Annotated in this window: 17 protein-coding genes; 7 read left to right on the top strand and 10 right to left on the bottom strand. The window is 65.6% G+C overall.

From position 1 onward, the window contains the following. Positions 1-214: 214 nt before the first annotated feature. Positions 215-1,201, bottom strand: a complete 987-nt coding sequence (locus AL755_RS18410; RefSeq protein WP_054012246.1) for an ornithine cyclodeaminase family protein — start codon at positions 1,199-1,201, stop codon at positions 215-217. A gap of 254 nt (positions 1,202-1,455) precedes the next feature. Between AL755_RS18410 and AL755_RS18405 the strand changes: the two genes are divergently transcribed. Beyond that, on the top strand, positions 1,456-2,841 hold the full coding sequence (locus AL755_RS18405) for a DUF3100 domain-containing protein (RefSeq protein WP_107503952.1): 1,386 nt from the start codon (positions 1,456-1,458) through the stop codon (positions 2,839-2,841). A gap of 177 nt (positions 2,842-3,018) precedes the next feature. On the opposite strand, the gene AL755_RS18400 is transcribed toward AL755_RS18405, so the two are convergent. Then, complete coding sequence (locus AL755_RS18400) at positions 3,019-4,161, bottom strand: glutamate--cysteine ligase (protein WP_054012245.1); 1,143 nt, start codon at positions 4,159-4,161, stop codon at positions 3,019-3,021. A gap of 103 nt (positions 4,162-4,264) precedes the next feature. On the opposite strand from AL755_RS18400, the gene AL755_RS18395 reads away from it, so the two are divergent. Further along, on the top strand, positions 4,265-5,077 hold the full coding sequence (locus tag AL755_RS18395; protein ID WP_082369409.1) for a shikimate 5-dehydrogenase: 813 nt from the start codon (positions 4,265-4,267) through the stop codon (positions 5,075-5,077). An 83-nt stretch (positions 5,078-5,160) separates the two neighbouring features. Here AL755_RS18395 and AL755_RS18390 read toward each other — a convergent pair whose 3' ends face one another. Genes AL755_RS18390 through AL755_RS18380 form a run of 3 tightly spaced genes read right to left on the bottom strand, consistent with a single transcriptional unit; the run spans position 5,161 to position 8,116 of the window. Then, the gene (locus AL755_RS18390; RefSeq protein WP_054012243.1) at positions 5,161-6,396 is read right to left on the bottom strand and encodes a class I SAM-dependent methyltransferase; all 1,236 of its coding nucleotides are present in this window, start codon (positions 6,394-6,396) and stop codon (positions 5,161-5,163) included. Between the two features lie 29 nt (positions 6,397-6,425). Continuing rightward, positions 6,426-7,238, bottom strand: a complete 813-nt coding sequence (locus AL755_RS18385; RefSeq protein ID WP_054012242.1) for an ABC transporter permease — start codon at positions 7,236-7,238, stop codon at positions 6,426-6,428. Beyond that, entirely contained in the window at positions 7,235-8,116 is an 882-nt protein-coding gene (locus AL755_RS18380) for an ABC transporter ATP-binding protein (RefSeq protein WP_054012241.1), read from the bottom strand. Before AL755_RS18380 ends, AL755_RS18385 begins: the two co-directional genes overlap by 4 nt. A 309-nt stretch (positions 8,117-8,425) precedes the next feature. Between AL755_RS18380 and groES the strand changes: the two genes are divergently transcribed. The 3 genes from groES to AL755_RS18365 all read left to right on the top strand — a co-directional run bounded on the left by groES (position 8,426) and on the right by AL755_RS18365 (position 12,728). Next, complete coding sequence (gene groES, locus AL755_RS18375; protein WP_038464523.1) at positions 8,426-8,722, top strand: co-chaperone GroES; 297 nt, start codon at positions 8,426-8,428, stop codon at positions 8,720-8,722. A 97-nt stretch (positions 8,723-8,819) separates the two neighbouring features. Beyond that, positions 8,820-10,427, top strand: a complete 1,608-nt coding sequence (groL, locus tag AL755_RS18370) for a chaperonin GroEL (protein ID WP_054012240.1) — start codon at positions 8,820-8,822, stop codon at positions 10,425-10,427. A 216-nt stretch (positions 10,428-10,643) separates the two neighbouring features. After that, positions 10,644-12,728, top strand: coding sequence for an acyltransferase family protein (locus AL755_RS18365; RefSeq protein WP_054012239.1), 2,085 nt, complete (start codon positions 10,644-10,646; stop codon positions 12,726-12,728). Here the strand turns inward: AL755_RS18365 and AL755_RS23000 are convergent. After that, positions 12,725-13,622 (bottom strand): IS5 family transposase gene (locus tag AL755_RS23000; protein ID WP_107503784.1). Its coding sequence is split into 2 segments (ribosomal slippage): positions 12,725-13,264 and positions 13,266-13,622, totalling 897 coding nucleotides; the frame shifts between segments, so codons are not numbered across the junction. The genes AL755_RS18365 and AL755_RS23000 overlap by 4 nt on opposite strands. Before the next feature lie 221 nt (positions 13,623-13,843). Here AL755_RS23000 and guaB point away from each other — a divergent pair. Then, positions 13,844-15,358, top strand: coding sequence for an IMP dehydrogenase (gene guaB, locus AL755_RS18355; protein ID WP_054012238.1), 1,515 nt, complete (start codon positions 13,844-13,846; stop codon positions 15,356-15,358). Positions 15,359-15,458: 100 nt separating this feature from the next. Here guaB and AL755_RS18350 read toward each other — a convergent pair whose 3' ends face one another. The 4 genes from AL755_RS18350 to AL755_RS18335 form a co-directional block, all read right to left on the bottom strand. Continuing rightward, a complete protein-coding gene (locus AL755_RS18350) occupies positions 15,459-16,067 on the bottom strand; it encodes a hypothetical protein (protein ID WP_150117177.1) in 609 nt (202 codons plus the stop codon). Positions 16,068-16,150: 83 nt separating this feature from the next. After that, on the bottom strand, positions 16,151-16,756 hold the full coding sequence (locus AL755_RS18345) for a hypothetical protein (RefSeq protein WP_054012236.1): 606 nt from the start codon (positions 16,754-16,756) through the stop codon (positions 16,151-16,153). 121 nt (positions 16,757-16,877) lie between these two features. Further along, complete coding sequence (locus tag AL755_RS18340) at positions 16,878-17,555, bottom strand: hypothetical protein (RefSeq protein WP_150117176.1); 678 nt, start codon at positions 17,553-17,555, stop codon at positions 16,878-16,880. Positions 17,556-17,630: 75 nt separating this feature from the next. Next, positions 17,631-18,563 carry a hypothetical protein gene (locus AL755_RS18335; RefSeq protein ID WP_054012234.1) on the bottom strand — a complete coding sequence of 311 codons (933 nt, stop codon included), beginning with the start codon at positions 18,561-18,563 and terminating at the stop codon, positions 17,631-17,633. Positions 18,564-18,781: 218 nt separating this feature from the next. Here AL755_RS18335 and AL755_RS18330 point away from each other — a divergent pair, with 218 nt between their 5' ends. Continuing rightward, the gene (locus AL755_RS18330; protein ID WP_054012233.1) at positions 18,782-19,906 is read left to right on the top strand and encodes a GuaB3 family IMP dehydrogenase-related protein; all 1,125 of its coding nucleotides are present in this window, start codon (positions 18,782-18,784) and stop codon (positions 19,904-19,906) included. Positions 19,907-20,193 lie beyond the last annotated feature (287 nt).

Genomic DNA, 20,193 nt, shown 5'->3' with positions numbered 1-20,193 from the left:
AAAAGTTGACTGCTTTTGTATGCCAAATCCGGGCAATTTGGACTTTGAGGTGGCTTGGCTACGAGGGTGCGTCATTTTGGTATACCAAAACTATAGCTAGCGCACCCACGTCTGTCTGTACTCTCGCATCCCGGCGGCAAATCTGCCGGTCCGTCAAGGGTTCGGCCAGGGGTCGGCCAGTGGTCCGGCCAGTAGCGTGGCTGGGTGCGGCGGCTCAGGCGCTTAGATCCACCGCGAGGCCCATGCCGCGTTCGAGTGCCAAATCGTAGAGCAGGCGGCCGATGGCGAGGTCCAGTAGGCCGATGCCTACGGAGTTGAACAAGGTGATGTCCGCCGCATTGCGCCGCCCCGTTTGGTGGCCGGCCACCACCTGGCCGAGTTCGGCCACCACATCCTCCAGGGACAGGGCGCCTTCCCGGATCGGAATGAGCAGGTCGCCGGATTTCTCCGCGGCCGTGGCCAGGCTGTCTACGATGACCCGGCTGCGCGTCATTCCCCAGGAGTCAATCTCGCGGTGTTCCGGGCGCGGGCGCGAGCCGACGGCGTTAATGTGCTGGCCGGGGCGGAACCATCGCCCCTCCACCACGGGTTCAATGGCGGGGGTCAGGGTGCAGGCCACATCCGCGGTGGCAAAGACCTCTTCCGCGGTGCCGGCCACCGTCACGGGCAGTCCATGACGGGCAACCCGCGCGCGGAACGTGTCGGTGGTCGTCGTTGTGCGGGACCACACGACGATCTCCTCAATGGGCAGCACGGCCAGGATGGCGTCGACGTGCTCGACGGCGAGGGCGCCGCCACCCACCAGTCCCAACACCCGGCTGTCCGGGCGGGCCAGGTGCTTGGTGGCCACGGCGCTGGCTGCGGCGGTGCGGACCCGGGTGGGCACGCGCCCGTCCAGGATCGCGAGGGTCTCGCCCGTCAGCTGCGAGGCGAGCATGATGGTCGAGCGCTGGGTGGGCAGGCCGGCGTCGCGGTTGGCCGGAATGTCGGCGAGCATCTTCACGGCAGCCAGCTGCTGGGAGTCGGCGAGTGCCGTCATGGGCAGGAACCGCGCATCCGAGCCCGGCAGGTGCAGCGAGGTCGGGGCGGGCTGGTGGGCCGTGCCGCGGGCAATGTCACCGAAAGCCAGCTCGACGGCGGCAATCGTCGCCTTCATGTCAACCAGGGCGGCGAGATCGGAGTTGGAGAGGATCAGGGTCATGCGGTGCTCCTTGGGGTAATTCTCGAACGAGCGGCGTGCGGAGACGGGCGGACAGCTGCAAGCTCCGGAACTTTGCTACGACAATACTCCCATTTGGTATTCCAAATGAACAGCCCGCAGCGAGGGGCTTTGGCGCAAAGATCAAAAGAACACGAAGAAATCGGTCTTTTTTAGGTTTCACCAAGTGATTTACATCGCAACTCCGGATGTGTATCTTGATCTTGGTATACAAAATTGACCTGAAGGTGAGTCTGATGTCCAACACAACCCGCATTTCACAACGCGGCGCAGCCGCATCCCCGATCACCGGCCGGCACTGGGGTGTGGTCATCGGACTTTCGGTGGCGCTCTCCATCGTCGCGGTGCTCATTGGCACCGTGAAGTTCCAGCTTGGCCCGGCCGCCGTGGTGCTGCTGCCCATCATTTGGGCGGTTGTCATTGGCGGGGTCATTGGCACCCAGCGGTGGCGGCCCATCACGCCCGCGGCCCGCGGCGTGGCCACGGTCCTGCTGGAGATCGGCATCATCGTCTTCCTGGCCCGGCTCGGCACCCAGATCGGCCCCACCCTGGTCCAGTTGGGCGGCATTGGCCCGGCCGTGGCCCTGCAGGAGGTAGGCCACATCTTCGGCACCGTGATCATCGCGCTTCCGGTCGCGGTGGCCCTGGGTCTTGGCCGGGTCGCCGTCGGGGCCGCCTGGTCCATCGACCGTGAATCGTTCCTGGCCTACGCCATCCAACGCTTCGGCGTCCGCTCCCCGGAATACCGCGGCGTGTTCTCCGTCTGGCTGCTCGGGAGCCTGTTCGGCGCCGTGTTCATCTCCCTGCTGGCCGGCTTCCTGGGTGGCTTGTCCATCTTCGATCCCCGGGCGCTTGCCCTGGGGCTGGGCCTTGGCTCGGCCTCGATGATGCTCGGTGGCGCCGGTGCGCTGGCCCTGCTCTACCCGTCCCAGGCCCAGGAAATCATGGCCCTGGCCGCCCTTTCCAACCTGGTCACCAACATTGTTGGCTTCTACGCCGGCGTGTTCCTCTCACTGCCCGTGTGCCGCAAGCTCTTCGTCTTCTGGAGCCGGCTGTTCGGCAGGGACGACGACGGCCGCCGGGTTGGCCGCGCCGTCGTCGCCCGCAATGGTGCAGCGCAGGGCAGCGCCGTGAAGGGCAGTGAATCCGACGCGGACGTGCCCGACATCGCGCTGGACCCGAAAGTGAAGCTGACTCCCCGCTACGCCTTCCTGGCCTACGGGGTGGTGGGTGTGAGCGGCCTTCTCATGAATATTCTTGGCACCAAGACGTTCACGTTCACCGACGTCCTGGGTGTCCTGGTCCTGCTGTTGCTGACGGCGCTGTCCTTCAGGCTTTCCCGGTGGGTGCCGTCCGTCCCGTCAAGCGTCTGGGTGCTGGGCATCGCCACGATCCTCTCCGCACCGTTCCTGCCGACGTCGGCGCTGCTGGCCTCCTGGACCGGCAACCTGAACGTGATCCTGCTGGGCGTGCCCACGCTGGGACTCATCGGGCTGACCATTGGGCGGGACATCCCGGCATTGAAGTCGCTGAGTTGGAAGGTCGTGGTGGTCGCCCTCATCACCTACAGCGCCTCGTTCATCGCCGCGGCGGCCCTGGGGCAGACCGTGTTGCACCTCTAGTCGGTACCGCACTTCTGATGACTTCGGCCCCCACACCATTGGTGTGGGGGCCGAACTGGTGATTCGACGCCGTTCCGCACCTAATCCGGCAGACGGCGCGAGTGGGCAAGCGTTGGCGAAAAGTGCGCCAAAGGTGATACCGCGTCGTCGGTTTGGCCGCCAAAGGTGATACCGCGTCTAGTTGGTGGCCATCTCCGCCACGAGTTCACGGACCACGGCGCGCAGGTCGCCGGAGTGGGCGGCGGCCACGCGGCGCTGGCGCTGGTAGCTGGCGCCCTTGGCGACGATTGACTCCACGCTGGCGAGTTCGTCCGCGCAGCCCAGGCGGGCGGCGACGGGTTCGAGCTTGTTCAGCAGCTCCACCAGGTGTTCGGTGACGAGCTGTTCCTTGCCGGCGGCGTCGAGGATGATGATGGCGTCCATGCCGTACCGGGCGGCCCGCCACTTGTTTTCCTGGACGTGCCAGGGCGGCATGGTGGGGATGGTGCCGCCGTCGTTCAGGGTGGTGGAGAAGTCCTCCACGAGGCACTGAGTCAGGGCCGCGATGGCGCCGATTTCCTCCAGCGTGGACATGCCGTCGCAGATCCGCATTTCCACGGTGCCCAGGCCCGCCACGGGGCGGATGTCCCAGCGGATTTCACTCGTGGTGTCGATGACCCCGGTGGTGAACATGTCCTGCACATAGGACTCGTAGGCGTCCCAGGTGGGGAACTGGAACGGCAGGCCCGCGGTGGGAAGTTGCTGGAACATCAGGGCCCGCTGTGAGGCGTAGCCGGTGTCCTCGCCGTTCCAGAACGGCGACGATGCGCTCAAGGCCTGGAAGTGCGGGAAGTAGTTGACCAGGCCGTCCAGTACGGGCATGGCCTTGGAGACGTGGTCCAGGCCCACATGGACGTGGACGCCGTAGATGAGCATCTGGCTGCCCCACCACTGGGTTCGGTCGACCAGCTTGGAGTACCGCTCCTTGTTGGTGACTTCCTGCGTGCGCGGGTTGCTGAACGGGTGGGTGCCGGCGCTGAGCAGGTCCAGCCCCAGCGGGTGGGCGGCCTCGCGGACAATGTTCAGGTTCCGGCGCAGGTCCTCGGTGCCTTCGGCGACGGTGTGGCAGATGCCGGTCACCAGCTCTACCGTGTTCAGCAGCATCTCGCCCTTGATGTGGGGGTGCTCGCCGTCGTTCATGACCTCGGGGTGGTCGGCGGAAACCTTGGCGAGGATGTCGTTTGCCCCGGCGGTCAATTCGCCCGTGGCGGAGTCGACGAGGGCGATTTCCCACTCCAGGCCAAGGGTGGACTGTTCAGATTTCGCAAAGTCGATCTTCACTAAAGGATCCCTCCTGGTCGATGGAACTTACTTGGATTGCACATGGGAAAACACGCCAGACGCACCTTGATTGTAGTGGACAGCGGTGCGGCAGAATGGGGGAGTGCCCATTTTGAACAAAGACATGACGCTCTGCATTTCCCTGGCGGCCCGGCCCAGCAACATTGGCACGCGCTTCCACAACTACCTTTACGACGCCCTGGGGCTGAACTTTGTCTACAAGGCGTTCGCGCCGGTGGACCTGGCCCAAGCCGTGGCCGGCATCAGGGGCCTGGGGATCCGCGGGGCCGCCGTGTCCATGCCGTACAAGGAAGCCGTCATTGGGCTGGTGGACGTCATGGACGCCTCCGCCGCCGCCATCGAATCGGTCAACACGATCGTGAACGACGACGGCGTCCTCACCGCCTACAACACCGACTACCTGGCCATCGCCGGGCTCCTGCAACACCATGCCGTCCCGTCCGCCTATAACGTTTTGTTGCGCGGATCCGGGGGCATGGCCAAGGCCGTCGCCGCCGCCCTGCGCGACGCCGGACACACCAAGGTGACGGTGGTGGCGCGCAACGAGGAAGCCGGCCGGGCACTGGCGGAACTGTACGGATTCAGCTGGCTGCCGGACGCCGGGCAGGAAACGGCGGACCTCCTGATCAACGTCACGCCGCTGGGCATGGCCGGCTCCCAACAGGACGTCCAGTCCTTCACCGACGCCCAGGTGGCTGCCGCGCGGACCGTGTTCGACGTCGTCGCGCTTCCCTCCGAGACCCCGCTGATCAAGGCCGCCCGCGCCGCCGGAATCCCCGTCATCACGGGCGCCGAGGTCATCGCGATCCAGGCCGAGGAACAGTTCGTGCTGTACACGGGCGTTCGCCCAAGCCCCGAACTGGTGCGCGAGGCCTCGGAGTTCTCCCGGTCCTAGTCCCCACGCCCTCCCCGCCTGCGGCTCGCAAGAGCGAGCCGCAGGCGGGGCCCCTCGGGCGCGTGGGCCCAGGCTCGGCTACCTTAGAGCCCGCGCGGTCCGTCCACGGGGCCAAACGGCTCAACGACGATTGCGAGCCGTTCCTCGCCGACCCTTGTCAGCACCAGCGTGGCCTTGTTGGGGCCCTTGCCGGAGCCGGTGAGCAGCTGGCGGCGCAATTCCTCCGGAGTCGTGGAGATGCCACGCTTCTTGATGTCCAGCACGCCGATCCGGTTCGCCTTGACCCAGCTCTTCAGGGCCTTGACGTTGAAGGGCTTGACCTCCAAAATCTTGTACGCCCGCGCAAACGGGGTGTCGACGGGCTCCTCTGCGCACAGGTAGGCGATGTGCGGATCCACCAGGTGGGCCCCCATGCTGCGGGCCAGGTCCGCCACGAGCCCCGCCCGGATCACCGCGCCGTCGGGCTCGTACAGGTAGCCGGAGACGGGGCCCGTTTCCACGTCCTGGTTGGCGGCGTCGTAGGGGACGGTGCTCGTCAGCTCCGCCATGCCGTGCTGGCCGATGACGAGTGCGGCGCGGCGCACGCCGGGACGGGCCAGGGCGTTGAAGTAGAGTCCGGCTTCCACGACGTCGCCGTTGACGGAGATCCATTGGGCCTCGGCGGTGTCCGGCACGGCCTCGTGGGGGATGCCGGGGCCCATTTTGACGCCCACGGCCAGGCCGTCGTCGGCCAGCTTTTCGGCAAAGGACAGTGGCGGGGAGAACGCCTCGGGGTCAAAGAGCCGGGTGGTGCCGGAGGTGTTGGTGGTGCGCCGGGCCGGGTCGAGCCATACGCCCTCGATCCCGGTGAGGTCGGTGTCCTCGGCCCGTCCGCACACCACCTTCGCATGCGGGAAGGGCATCAGGTTCACGGTGGTGCAGGCAGCCGTCAGCTCATCCATTTCAACGGCGGTGACGTTGATGTCCAGGCTGGCCATGGCGAGCGAATCGGCGCCAAGCCCGCAGCCAAGGTCCGCCACGGAGGTGATGAACGCCGTCGTGAACCGCTGCGCGTGCAGGGCGGCAATGCTCAACCGGGTGGCCTGTTCAAGCCCGGCCGCCGTGAACAGCATGTGGCTGGCAAACTCGCCAAACTTGGCCTCGGCCTTGGCTCGCAGCCGGGCCTGGGTGAGAGCGGCGGCCACCAGTTCGGGGGGATGGCCGGCCTTGCGGAGGGACTCGTTGAGCTTGAGCGAGTCGGCTTCCTTATAAGGGCCCAGCGTGGACAAAAGCTCCCAGCCGGCAACGGTCAGGAGGGGGGAAATTGCATCAGTGGCCATGGAACCAGCTTAATGGCCGCGCAGCACCCTCAGCTGTCCTTGCGGATCCAGCGGAACGTGACCTTGCACAGCACCAGGCCCACCACCAGCCAGAGGCCCATGACCAGCGCCACCAGGCCAAGATTCCAGGCGCCGCTCGGTTCCATCACTTCAAACCTCTCAGGCAGGAACACGCTGCGCATCCCCTGCGCCATCCACTTCAGCGGGAAAATGCTGGCAAAGTTCTGCAACCATCCCGGCAGTTGGGAGAAGTTCAGGTAGACGCCGGAGATGAATTGGAGCAACAGGACAATCGGGATCACCACGGCCGTGGCGCTCTTGCCGGTGCGGGGGAGTGCGGAGAGCGCAATGCCCAGGACGCAGCTGGTGACCACGCCAAAGAGGAAAACCCACGCAAACGTGAACCACTTGCCGGGGTCGGCGGGCAGTGCCACGTCAAAGGCGAAACGGGCCACCAGCAGCAGCAGGGTCACTTGCAGCACCGAGCTGACCAGCACCATGCCGATCTTGCCCATGAAGTACGAGAACACGGGCAGCGGTGTGCCGCCGAGCCGTTTGAGCGTGCCGTCGCCCTTCTCGCCGGCGATGTCCACGCCCAGGTTCTGCACGCCACTGAGCAGCATGCCGGCGGCCACCATGCCGGGCACGTAGAAGGCGGCGAAGGAGATCCCGCCGCTGCCGTCGGGCAATGCACCGATGGGTCCGCTGGTGCTGAAGGCCACGGCAAACACGGACAGCATCAGGATCGGGAACAGGAACGTGAAGAACACGGAGTCGCCCTGGCGGAAATACGTGCGCAGTTCATAGCCGATCCGTGAGCCACCCAGTTGCAGCGTCCTCATGCCGGTTCCTCCATGTCTACCGGGATGCCGCCGTGGCTCGCCACCAGGTCAAGATAGATGGCCTCCAGGCTGGGCCGGGTGATTTCCAGCCCGTCCACCTCACCGCCCGCCTCGGCATGGAGCCGGGCGGCCAGCGCCGTGGGCTCCATGGTGCGCTCTGACCGGACGACGCCGTCCTGACGCCACCGCACCAACGGCACCTTTGCCTTCGCCCCGCCAATCTCGCCGATCGGGCCGATGTCCACGAGTTTGCCGCCCACGATCACGCCCGCACGGTCGGCCAGGGCGGCCGCCTCGTCAAGGTAGTGGGTGGTCAGCAGGATTGTGGTGCCCTCGGTCTTGAGGGTCTCCACCAAATCCCAAAACTGGTGCCGCGCCTCGGGGTCGAAGCCCGTGGTTGGTTCATCCAGGAACAGCAGCCTGGGCCGGCCGATGATGCCCAGCGCCACATCCAGGCGCCGCCGCTGCCCGCCGGAAAGCCGGCCGATCCTCGTCTTAGCCTGCCCGGACAGGCCCACGGACTCCAGGACCTCGCCCACCTTGCGCGGTTTGGGGTAGTAACCGGCAAAGTGGTTCAACTGCTCCAGCACGCTCACATTGCCGCTTTCGCCCGTCGATTGGAGCACGATCCCCAGCTGGGCCTTCCAGGCCACCCCTCCGTGCTGCGGGTCGACGCCGAGCACCAGGGCGTCGCCGCCGCTGCGGTCCCGGTAGCCCTCGAGGATCTCGATCGTGGTGCTTTTCCCGGCGCCGTTGGGGCCCAGCAGGGCGAAGGTCTCGCCGTCCGCGATGTCAAAGCTGACGCCGTCCACGGCGGCGGCGCGGCCGTATGTCTTCCTCAAGTCGCGCACCTGCACGGGCGCAGCGGTGGTCGTCATGGTTTCATCGTTGCACCGCCGCAGCTGCCCGTCCACAAACTCTCCGGCGGGTTGCCGCCCGGCGGTGCGCCGAGAGCGTAACCGGGCCGGCCGGCGTCGAACTTTTACGGTTTTCGCTGGCACTCGCCTTGACCGAGTGCTAACCAAGTCAATAGAGTCAGGGTTAGCACTCTCACCCCGAGGGTGCTAACTTGCAGAACTTTTGGCCATGGGATCATCACCGGCACCGCGACGACGGTTGGGATCCACTGTCATGGCCCTTTCGTTCGCAGTCGTCCATAGAATTGCCCATGTGAAGGAGAGGTCCGAGTGTCGGTCTCTATTAAGCCTCTTGAGGATCGTATTGTTGTTCGCCAGCTCGAAGCAGAGCTGACCACCGCCTCCGGCCTGGTCATCCCGGACACCGCCAAGGAAAAGCCCCAGGAGGGCGAAGTTGTGGCAGTGGGCCCCGGCCGCGTTGACGACAACGGCAACCGCGTCCCGATCGATGTTGCCGTCGGCGACGTCGTCATCTACTCCAAGTACGGTGGAACCGAAGTAAAGACCGGCGGCGAAGAGCTGCTGGTTCTCTCGGCCCGCGACGTGCTGGCCATCGTCGTAAAGTAACCACGTTTGTAAAGCCCCGCGCCCGGCAATCATGCTGATCGAGCCAGTCGAGATCACGGATTAGGGTGCGGGGTCTTTGCGTGAAAGGACAAAACGCATGGCTAAGCAGCTTGCATTCAATGACAGCGCACGGAAGGCCCTTGAGGCCGGTATCGACAAGCTCGCCGACACCGTCAAGGTGACCCTCGGCCCGCGCGGTCGCAACGTTGTGCTGGACAAGAAGTGGGGCGCTCCCACCATCACCAACGACGGCGTCACGATCGCCCGCGAGGTGGAGCTGGAAGACCCGTATGAAAACCTTGGCGCACAGCTGGCCAAGGAAGTTGCCACGAAGACCAACGATGTTGCCGGCGACGGCACTACCACGGCCACCGTCCTGGCACAGGCACTCGTCAAGGAAGGCCTGCGCAACGTAGCCGCAGGCGCCGCTCCCGGCGAGCTCAAGCGCGGCATCCAGGTTTCCGTTGAAGCCATTGCCGCCCGCCTGCTGGAGAACGCCCGCCCGGTCGAGGGTGGACAGGTGGCAGAGGTTGCCGCGATCTCCGCGCAGAGCCAGGAAATCGGCGACCTGCTCGCCGAGGCCTTCGACAAGGTTGGCAAGGATGGTGTCATCACCATCGAGGAGTCCTCCACGACGTCCACCGAACTGGTCCTCACCGAGGGCATGCAGTTCGACAAGGGCTACCTGTCCCCGCACTTCGTCACCGACGCTGAGCGCCAGGAAGCCGTCATGGAAGATGCGCTCATCCTCATCAACCAGGGCAAGATCTCCTCGCTGCAGGAATTCCTGCCGCTGCTGGAAAAGGCGCTGGCCGCCAACAAGCCGCTGTTCATCATCGCCGAGGACGTCGACGGCGAGGCCCTGTCCACGCTGATCGTCAACCGCCTGCGCGGCACGCTGAACGTAGTTGCCGTCAAGGCTCCGGGCTTCGGCGACCGCCGCAAGGCCATGCTGCAGGACATCGCGATCCTGACCGGCGCACAGGTTGTCTCCCCGGAGATCGGCCTGTCCCTGGACCAGGTTGGCCTCGAGGTGCTGGGTACGGCTCGCCGTATCACCGTCACCAAGGACAACACCACCATCGTTGACGGTGCCGGCACGTCCGAGGACGTAGCGGATCGCGTAGCCCAGCTGCACGCCGAGCTCAAGCGCACCGACTCCGAATGGGACAAGGAAAAGCTGCAGGAACGCCTGGCCAAGCTGGCCGGCGGCATCGGCGTGATCAAGGTTGGCGCAGCCACCGAGGTCGAGTTGAAGGAAAAGAAGCACCGCATTGAGGACGCCGTGTCCGCAACGCGTGCCGCTTTGGAAGAAGGCATTGTTGCCGGTGGCGGTTCCGCCCTGGTGCAGGCCGCCAAGGCCCTCGACGAAGACCCCACCGTGGCAGCCCTGACCGGCGACGCCGCAACCGCCGTCGAGCTGGTCCGCAAGGCTGTTGCCCAGCCGCTGCGCTGGATCGCCCAGAACGCCGGCCACGACGGCTACGTCGTGGTGCACAAGGTTGGCGAACTCACCGACGGTTTCGGCTTCAACGCCGCCTCCGGCGAGTACGAGAACCTGATCCAGGCCGGCGTCATCGACCCGGTCAAGGTCACCCGTTCGGCCCTGCGCAACGCAGCGTCCATCGCAGCACTGGTGCTCACCACCGAGGTGCTCGTGACGGACAAGCCCGCCGAGGACGACGAAGCAGGACACCAGCACTGACGCACACCCCCGTCGTGAAATGAGACGGCGTTTGCGGTTAAAGCCACCGGTCTACCACCGGCTTTAACCGCAAACGCCGTCTTTTTTGCGTCATGGTGGCCGTGTCGAGTGGTGGCATTGTTCACTTAAATTTTGGGTTTTGCACCTAGCAGGTACCGTGTTAATGGACTTCTGACCGTTGGGGAACGGTGCAAACAATTTATGAGGGTGTATTGAATGTCGCTTGAAACACTGGCCACACCAAGGGTGCCGGGCCGGCGATCCGCCGCGTCCCAGCCTGCCGGCACGGCCGGGAAATCACGCAAATTCCTGCCCGAGGTGCAAGGCCTGCGCGCCTTGGCGGTGTTGATGGTGGTTGCCTACCACGTCTGGTTTGGCAGGATTTCCGGCGGCGTGGACATCTTCCTGCTGATCTCCGCCTTCCTTTTGACGGGGCAGTTCACCCGCCGGCTTGAAAGCGGAAAGTCCCTTGAACTTTTCAAGTACTGGGCCCACCTGTTCAAGCGTCTGCTGCCACTGATCACGGTGACGCTGCTGGCAACTCTGGCGGCCACCTTCCTGTTCCTGCCCCAAACCAGCTGGAACAGCATCTTCGGCCAAACCTGGGCGTCGTTGTTCTACTACCAAAACTGGTTCCTGGCCGCCGAGTCCGTGGACTACTACGTCCAGGACCACAGCCTCGCCAGCCCGCTGCAGCACTTCTGGTCGCTGTCCATCCAGGGGCAGATCTTCATCCTGTGGCCGTTGATCTTTGCGGCTGCCGCGCTCATTGCCCGCCGCGGCAAGCTGTTGGTGCGGCCGCTGCTGATGTACATGTTCGGAACCGTCTTCGTTGTGTCCCTGGTCTTCTCCATCATCACCACCCACACCAACCAGGCCTTCGCCTACTTCGACACCCGGACCCGGCTGTGGGAATTTGCGCTGGGATCCCTGCTTGCGCTGGTGCTTCCGTTGCTGAAGTTTGGGCGCACCACCCGGATCGTCCTTGGCTGGCTGGGTGTCGCCGCGATGCTCTCCTGCGGCCTGATCCTGCAGGTCGGGCAGCAGTTCCCCGGCTACATGGCACTGTGGCCAACGCTCGCCGCGGCCTGCGTGATCGTCGCGGGCCATACCGGGAGCAGCGCCGGCGCCGACCGTTTCCTGAGCTGGAAGCCGCTGGTGAAACTCGGCGATAGTTCGTATGCGCTGTACCTGTTCCACTGGCCCGTTTTGGTGATCTTCTTGATCGTTTCCGGACGTGACCATGCCGGCATCAAGGCCGGCCTTGCGATCATCGTGGTTTCCCTGCTTGCCGCAATCCTTGCCACCAAGTGGATTGACACCCCGCTGCGCCGCAACAAGTGGATCGAGAAGAAACGACGCCGGGCCGTGACGGTGATTGCCGTCAGCGTCGCCCTCGTCGCAGCACCCCTGGCCGGCTGGCAGGGCACCTTGCTGGCTGAAGCCTCCGCGGCCGGCCGGCAGGTTCCCTCCGACAATCCGGGCGCCCTGACCATGATGACCGGCTACGTGGACAAGGTCACGCCCGGTGCAGCCGTGTTGCCGACACTGGCCGGCATCGAATCCGACCGGCCCGATTTCGCCGAGGAGTGCAGCGGGGACGCCGTGCCGCCCACGGAACGATTGCGGGCGGACTGTACCCAGGACGGCGTCCTTGACGGCACCGAGACGGAAACCGTCATGGTGGTGGGCAGTTCCCACGCGCACCACATCTCCGGAGCCGTCCGGGCCATGGCAATGGAAAACCATTGGAAAGTGGTGAAGCTTTGGCGGCCCGGCTGCATCTTTGGCGCCGAGGCGGGCAAGGCTGTCGAATCGTGCCTGAAGTTTAACGACGAGGCTACCGACTTCGTGCTGTCAATGAAGCCGGACAGGGTTTTCACCATGGCAACGGTCTCCGTGATGTCCGCGCCCAAGGAGGCGCTCGCCCCGGGGTACGGGCAAAAGGTCCGGCAGTTCACAGACGCCGGCATCAAGGTGATCGGCGTCAGGGACAACCCCCGCTTCAAGGCGGGCGTGCCCGCGTGCATTTCCCGGTATGGCGCCGACGCACCAGCCTGCAATCCGGCCCTGTCCAAGGTGATGCCCGCGGTCTCGCCGCTGGAGGGCTTCGCCGCCGATAATGCGAAATTCTTCCCCGTCGACATGACGGACCTTATTTGCCCTGACGGCGTGTGTCGAGCCGTGATCGGCAACGTGCATGTCTACATCGACAACAACCATGTGGGCAAGACCTACTGGAATACAATGGCCGCCGAATTTGCCAAACGGCTGACCGCGCAAAAAGGGTGGAGGGCCTAGGGCGTGTCTCCTAATGCGGTCAGCCAGATGGTGAGGGCGCGGAGGACGGCTCCGCCTCGGTAGGTGAGGGCGAGTTTGTCGTAACGGGTCGCCAGTCCGCGCCATTGTTTGAAGGTGTTGAAGTTTCGCTCAACGACGTTGCGGCCTTTGTAGTCTTCCTTGTCGAATGCTGGTGGTCGGCCACCGGAGGAGCCGCGGCGTTTCCGGTGCCCGATCTGATCGGATGGTTGCGGGATGACGGCCGTGATGCCCCGATCTCGAAGGTGGGTCCGGATTGCTTTTGAGGAGTAGGCCTTGTCTGCGCGTACCCGGTCCGGGCGGGTTCTTGGCCTGCCCGGACCGGCCCGGTTGATACTCAGATGGTCCATCAGGTGGGGAAACATGGGTGCGTCCCCGCCCTGGCCGGGAGCAACCAGTAACGCCAGGGGCCTGCCGTTGCCATCGACCAGGGCATGGATCTTCGTAGTCAGCCCGCCACGGGAGCGGCCAATTGCATGGTCGGCCGGCTCATCGAGCAGATTCATGTAATTCGATGGGTCCCCCTGTGGGGCGGGGAAGATTGGTGCCGTGCTGATGGGCGCGGTTGACCGTGGAATCGACCGAGACCGCCCAATCCACCAGGCCCACAGCATCGGCTGCAGTGAGCAGCTGGGCCAAGATCCCGTCCCACGTGCCGTCCCCGCTGTAGCGGCGGTGGCGTTTCCAGATCGTCTGCCATGGACCGAACTCGGTCGGCACGTCACGCCAAGCGATCCCGCACCGATACCGGTAAATGATGCCCTCGACCACCTTGCGGTCATCCCGAAAGGGGCGACCCCGACGGCCGGAGGACGAGGGGAGTAACGGCTGGATACGGGCCCACTGACCATCAGTCAAAACAGAAGTACGTGACACCCTTCAATCATTGCGCACCACCACACCACCATTTAGGAGACACGCCCTAGCCCTGGGCAACGGCCGGGCCCGGATGTGAGGTATCACTCGCGGGCCCGCTGGGAATAGGGCAACGGCCCCTTTCGTTTTAGAATGTATCCAACGCACAGGCCAGCCTCGTAATCACGGGCCCGGTCATCGGATGCGCACCCCGCCGGTTCTACCCCCGCCAAGGAGCCTTCGTGTCCCAGCCTGAAATTCATGACCCCTTCGCCTTCGTTGGCCTGACGTATGACGACGTCCTGCTCCTGCCCGGGCACACCAACGTCATCCCGTCCGACGCCGACACCAGCTCGCGCGTTTCCAAGCGGATCACGGTGCAGACGCCGTTGCTCTCCGCCGCCATGGACACCGTGACGGAATCCCGCATGGCCATTGCCATGGCCCGCCAGGGCGGTTTGGGGGTTGTGCACCGCAACCTCTCCATTGAGCGCCAGGCCGAGGAAGTTGACCTGGTCAAGCGCAGCGAGTCCGGCATGATCACCAACCCGGTCACGGTTGGCCCCGACGCCACGCTGGCCGAGCTCGACGAGCTGTGCTCCCGCTTCCGCGTCTCCGGCCTGCCCGTGGTCGACGCCGACGGCCGCCTCGTGGGCATCGTCACCAACCGCGACACCGTGTTCATCCCGGAGAACGAATACTCCCAGCGCCTGGTCCGCGACGTCATGAGCCACATGCCGCTGATCACCGGCCGCGTCGGCATCAGCCGCGAGGAAGCCTCGAAGCTGCTGGGCCAGAACAAGATTGAAAAGCTCCCCTTGGTGGACGACGCCGGCGTGCTGCGCGGGCTGATCACCGTCAAGGACTTCGCCAAGGCCGAGCAGTACCCCCTGGCCACCAAGGACGACGGCGGCCGCCTGCGCGTCGGTGCCGCGATCGGCTTCTTCGGCGACGGCTTCGAGCGCGCCATGACCCTGATCGACGCCGGTGTTGACGCCTTGTTCGTCGACACTGCCAACGGCCACAGCCAGGGCGTGCTGGAAATGATTGCACGCCTGAAGAGCGAAAAGCGCGCAGCCCACGTCGACGTCATCGGCGGCCAGGCTGCCACCCGTGAAGGCGCCCAGGCGCTGATCGACGCCGGTGCCGACGGCATCAAGGTCGGCGTCGGCCCGGGCTCCATCTGCACCACCCGCGTGGTTGCCGGCGTCGGCGTCCCGCAGATCACTGCCATCTACGAATCCGCCAAGGCCGCCATCCCGGCCGGCGTGCCGCTGATTGCCGACGGCGGCCTGCAGTACTCCGGCGACATCGGCAAGGCCCTCGTGGCCGGCGCCGACACCGTGATGCTCGGCTCGCTTCTGGCCGGCACGGAAGAGTCCCCCGGGGACCTGGTGTTCATCAACGGCAAGCAGTACAAGGCCTACCGCGGCATGGGATCGCTGGGCGCCATGCAGTCCCGCGGCAAGAACACCTCCTACTCCAAGGACCGCTACTTCCAGGCCGATGTCTCCGGCGACGACAAGCTCATCCCCGAAGGCATCGAGGGCCGTGTCGCCTACCGCGGCCCCGTGTCCTCCGTGGCCTACCAGCTCGTGGGCGGCCTGCGCCAGACCATGTTCTACGTCGGCTCCCCGACCATCCCCGAGCTGAAGGCCCGCGGCAAGTTCGTCCGCATCACGGCTGCCGGCCTGAAGGAATCGCACCCGCACGACATCCAGATGACGGTCGAGGCGCCGAACTACGGTTCGAAGTAATCCCAACCCTCTAGGGTCTTAGCACCCGTTTTTAGAAGAACGACGGCGGTCCCGCACCTTGGCATCCAAGGTGCGGGACCGCCGTCGTTGGTTAATGGGGTTAGGCCGCGAGGGCGGCACCCAGGGAGTCGACGGCGGTCGCGGCGGGTACGGATTGCTCGGAGCCGTCGTTGGTGTGCATGGTCCAGTCGCCGGATTCGAGCGCGGTCAGGGTGGCAGAGACGGTGTCCTTGCCGACGTTCAGGCGCTCGATCACGGCGGTCGCGGGCAGGCCCTCGGCCGCGCCTTGGAGGTATTCGCGGCACAGGTGGAGGGCCAGCGCCAACATGGCCGGCCCGGATTCGATGGGCTGGATGTCGTGGACGCCGTAGGGGCCCAGGCTCAGCAGCACGGCACCCACGTTGGAGCCGGACATGACCAGGGCGTGATCCGTGGACGGAGTGGCGAGTGAGATCTTCAACCATTCCTGGGCCTGGGACAACACCGTGCCCACGATGGCGGCCCGCTCCACGGGGACGATCCGCCCGCCCTGCGGTTCAGCAAGCCCCCGGACCATGAGGGTGCTGAGCCCGGCGTTGGTCAGCAGCTCGTTGCCGGTGTGACCGTCCAGGCCAAAGAGGCCCAGCGTGGTGCCGGCCGATTCCGTGGGCGTCATGGACAGCAGGGCCAGGATCTCGTGGTCGGTCATGCGCAGTTCAGTTTCACTCATGCGCCAAGCGTACCGGCCGAGGGGCCCCGACCGAGCGGAGCGAGGTTGGGGAGGCCGGCACGCGGTACCGGCCGAGCGGGCTCCTATTTGATCTGGCTGCGGAGTTCGGCGTATTCGGCCTGTGCGAGCGGGCGCCGGGCCAGCCAGCGGGTAAAAACAGCATCCCGGTGTCCCACGGTGTACCCGGTGATGAGGAATAGTGCGGCAACGGCGCCCGGTCCGATCAGGGCCAGGGGGAGCAGGGTGACCACGTTGTGCGCCTTGCTGGCCCAGGTGGGGCCCCCGAAGATTGCCGCCAACACCATGACGACCACGGCGATGAACGCCATGATCCCGACGCCGATCCAGGCATCGGCAACCGTCTCCGGCGTCTTGGGGGCCATGACAGCCCGGGGGCGGAGCAGCGTCTTTCGCCTGCTGAAGGCCCACGCGAGGATGCCGGCGGCGGCCGAGCAAGCTATCCCAAAACCAAGGACCGTGCCAAAGGCGCCGGCGGCCCCGGGGCCGCCCGCAAGGTAGCCGGTGGCGGCGAGAATGACGGCGATCACGAGCAGGGCGACGCCAAAGGCAAGCAGCGCGAGCACAAACGCCAGCCGGCGGGCCACGGGGACTGCCAGCTTGGCCAGCGTTTCTTCCGTCACGGCGTCGGGGACGGGGCGCGGGGTGATGCTGCCAAATGACAACGACATGCTGCTGCGATGCTCCTTGTGGTGGGGTGTTGAGGCTCCCTGGGGATGAGGGCGTCCTTGGGATGAATGGTACGCCACCAAGACCGCGGCGGGCAGCCTGGGGCAGCGCTGGCGGGCGACCCTAGAACGCCAGCGACTGCCCGTACTTCTCATACAGATCCGCGTCCGTGATGTCGATTTCGCTCAGGCCGCCGTCGGCCGTCAGGGGTGATCCCGCCAGGGCCGTGCTGCCGTCGGCGGCCACCCGGATGCTGGCGGTGGTGTCCTCCCCGCCAAGTCCCACGTGCTGGGTGATCACGACTGCCGGCTTGGCCAGGGACGGATCTGCCAAAGCGTTCCGGGTCAGTGAAATTGCCTGCTCCAGCAACGGGGTTGAGTCGTTGAGCGGACGGAAGCCAAAGATGCTCAGACGGTCCACGGAGACCACCAGGTTGCCCGCCGGGGAGCCCACCAGGAAATAGGCGTGGGTTGCCGGACCGGCCACGATGCCCAATTCAATCCACTCCACCGCCGTGGTCAGGCTCGCGGCAATGCCAAAGGCCGGGCCCGACGGGGAGAACTCCTCGTCCTCCAGGACGCCCAGGCCCCGGACCAGGAGGGTGCTCATGCCCATCTCCATCAGTTCGGCGTCATCGGCACGGTCGGGCAGGCGAAACAGTTCGCGGGATGCGGTGGCCGAAGGGCCGATGTTCAACGACAGCAAGGTGAGGATCTCATGCGCCGTCAGGGCCACCTGGGAGTTGTCCGTGGCCGGACCCGTGACGTTGGCCTGTGAAGTTTCAAGGGTGATGGTAGACACTGTGGGGTTCTCCGTCATTTGTGGTTTCTCATTTTCTGTTCAAAGCCGTGGTTTCGGTACCGCCGCTGGCCGACGTCAAAACCCGAAGGCGTGCCACACGTTGGAGGCGCCCTTGCCGATATCGTCCAGGACCTTGCCGCCGGCGTCGCCAATCTTGTTGACCACCTCGACCGTGCCCTTTCCAACGTCCGCGCCAAAGTCGACGATGCGCTTGCTCAGGGGAACGTCCCCGGAGAAATACTGCCCAATCGCCCACCCGGCGCCCAACCCGGCAGCGACCCACCCCACGGGGCCGGGAACCAGGGACACGGCGCTCAGGACCGTGGTGATGGCGCCGTCGGCCACGCGGTAGCCGTCGTTCTGTTGGATGCCGGCGTAGATGTCCAGAGCACCCATGCCCATCCCCACGACCGACCCGGCCTGGCCGATTCGGGTTGCCGCGTTCAGTGCCCGCAGAACCCCGGCGCCTTGAACACCGTCGGCCAGTTTTGCGGCACGCAGCCAGCTGAGGAATTTGGGTGAATCGGCCAGCAGGGCCGCCTTTTCGGCCTGGAGGAGTTTGACGCCGCTGGCCACACCCAGGGCGCCGGCACCCAGGCCCAGCCCGGTGTTCCAGGCGCCAAAGTCCAGGCCCAACTGCTCCCCGAGCGCGCCGCCGGCGGTCCACCCTGGTTTGTTGGGGTCCCACCACGAGCCGGGACTGCCGGCAGTGCCACCTGGCGTGCCGGCCGCGCCGGTGTCCGCGCTGGCCTGTTCCTGCTCCTTGGCCTGGGCCGTGAGGATGGCGGAATAGTCGGTGAGTGATTCACCCGTGGTGCGCAGCTTCAGGCGCATCCCGTTGTTCCACTGGCCGCGGAACCTCTCGCTGTCGGATCCGTTCCAGCGGGCCGAGGAAATGCTGCCGTGCAGGGTCATGGACAGTTGCTTGAGCGTATTGCCCGAGGTCTCCAGCGTCTTGGCGAGATCGCGCAGCTGCTGCGGGTCGGCGCCGATCAAACCGTCAGCCATGAGGGCCCTGCCTTTGCGGAATCGGGAGTGTCGGGACATGGGATACGCAGTCCCCAGCGTAGGTGTGCGGCCAGCCGCACGCGATGGGGACAACTCACCATGCCCGCTTTGCCGGGCGCGGTTGCGGCGAGCTTGCCGCGGCGCTCGCCAGGTTCGACGCCGGTCCGTGCGACGGACTGCTTGGTGGGCTCGGGCGGTGCCTGGGATAGGCTAGGGGCGTGACTTATGAGATTGAGATTGGCCGTGGCAAGCGTGGACGTCGTGCATACTCCCTCGATGACATCGCGATCGTCCCGTCCCGACGGACCCGTGACCCCAAAGATGTGTCGGTAAAGTGGCAGATCGACGCCTACCAGTTTGAGATGCCCGTCATTGGCGCGCCGATGGACTCCGTCATGTCCCCGGCAACAGCCATTGCCATGGGCAAGCTGGGCGGCCTGGGCGTGCTGGACCTCGAGGGCCTCTGGACCCGGTACGAGGACCCGCAGCCCGTCCTTGACGAGATCGCCACGCTCGAGGGCTCCGTCGTCGAGCCCAACACCACCCGGCGCCTGCAGGAGCTCTACAGCGCCCCGATCCAGCCGGAGCTGATCACCCAGCGCCTGGCCGAGATCCGTGCCGCAGGCGTGACCGTTGCCGGTTCGCTGACGCCGGGCCGCACGCAGGAGTTCTACAAGACCGTGGTGGCCGCCGGCGTCGACATCTTCGTGATCCGCGGGACCACTGTTTCGGCCGAGCACGTCTCCAAGACCACCGGACCGCTGAACCTCAAGCAGTTCATCTATGAGCTCGACGTGCCCGTAATTGTTGGCGGCGCGGCCGGGTACACCCCGGCCCTGCACCTCATGCGCACCGGTGCCGCCGGCGTGCTTGTCGGCTTTGGCGGGGGAGCATCCACCACCACCCGCCGCGCCCTGGGCATCCGTTCACCCATGGCCAGCGCCATCTCCGACGTGGCCGCGGCCCGCCGCGACTACATGGACGAGTCCGGCGGACGCTATGTTCACGTCATTGCCGACGGCGGCATGGGTTCCAGCGGCGACATCGTCAAGGCCATCGCCATGGGCGCCGACGCCGTCATGCTCGGCGCCGTGCTTTCCCGCGCCGAGGAAGCACCCGGCCAGGGCTGGCACTGGGGTGCGGAGGCGCACCACCAGGAGCTGCCCCGCGGCCACCGCGTGCGGATGGGCACCGTGGGAACCCTGGAAGAGGTGCTCTTCGGCCCGGCCCACCAGGCTGACGGCGCGTCGAACCTCATTGGCGCCCTGCGCCGTTCCATGGCCACTACCGGCTACTCGGACCTGAAGGAATTCCAGCGCGTTGAGGTGCTGGTCTCCCCGTAGTATTTGCTTGTTTGAGGCGCCCCGGCTCATTGTGAGCCGGGGTGCTTTTTTGCGCTCTGGACCGTGTTTTTCCGTGCGACGGCTGCAATGGCTCCTCCATAGGCTGTCCTGTACTAGTAGTTGCTAACTTCTAGGGATTATCTTCCAAAAATGTCGGTGCCTGCGCGTAGTGTTTTTATATGGAAGCAATGGCAGGTTTGCTGGGTACGACCGGCATCCACACAGGGACGGGAACTGTTGGTGATCACATTCACCAACTCCTCGCCTTGGCCGCAGCCCTGAATGCA

Source organism: Arthrobacter sp. ERGS1:01, from assembly GCF_001281315.1.
Classification (GTDB): Bacteria; Actinomycetota; Actinomycetes; order Actinomycetales; family Micrococcaceae; genus Specibacter.
Note: the sequence above shows the minus strand (reverse complement) of the source record. Positions and strands in the feature narration are given on the sequence as shown.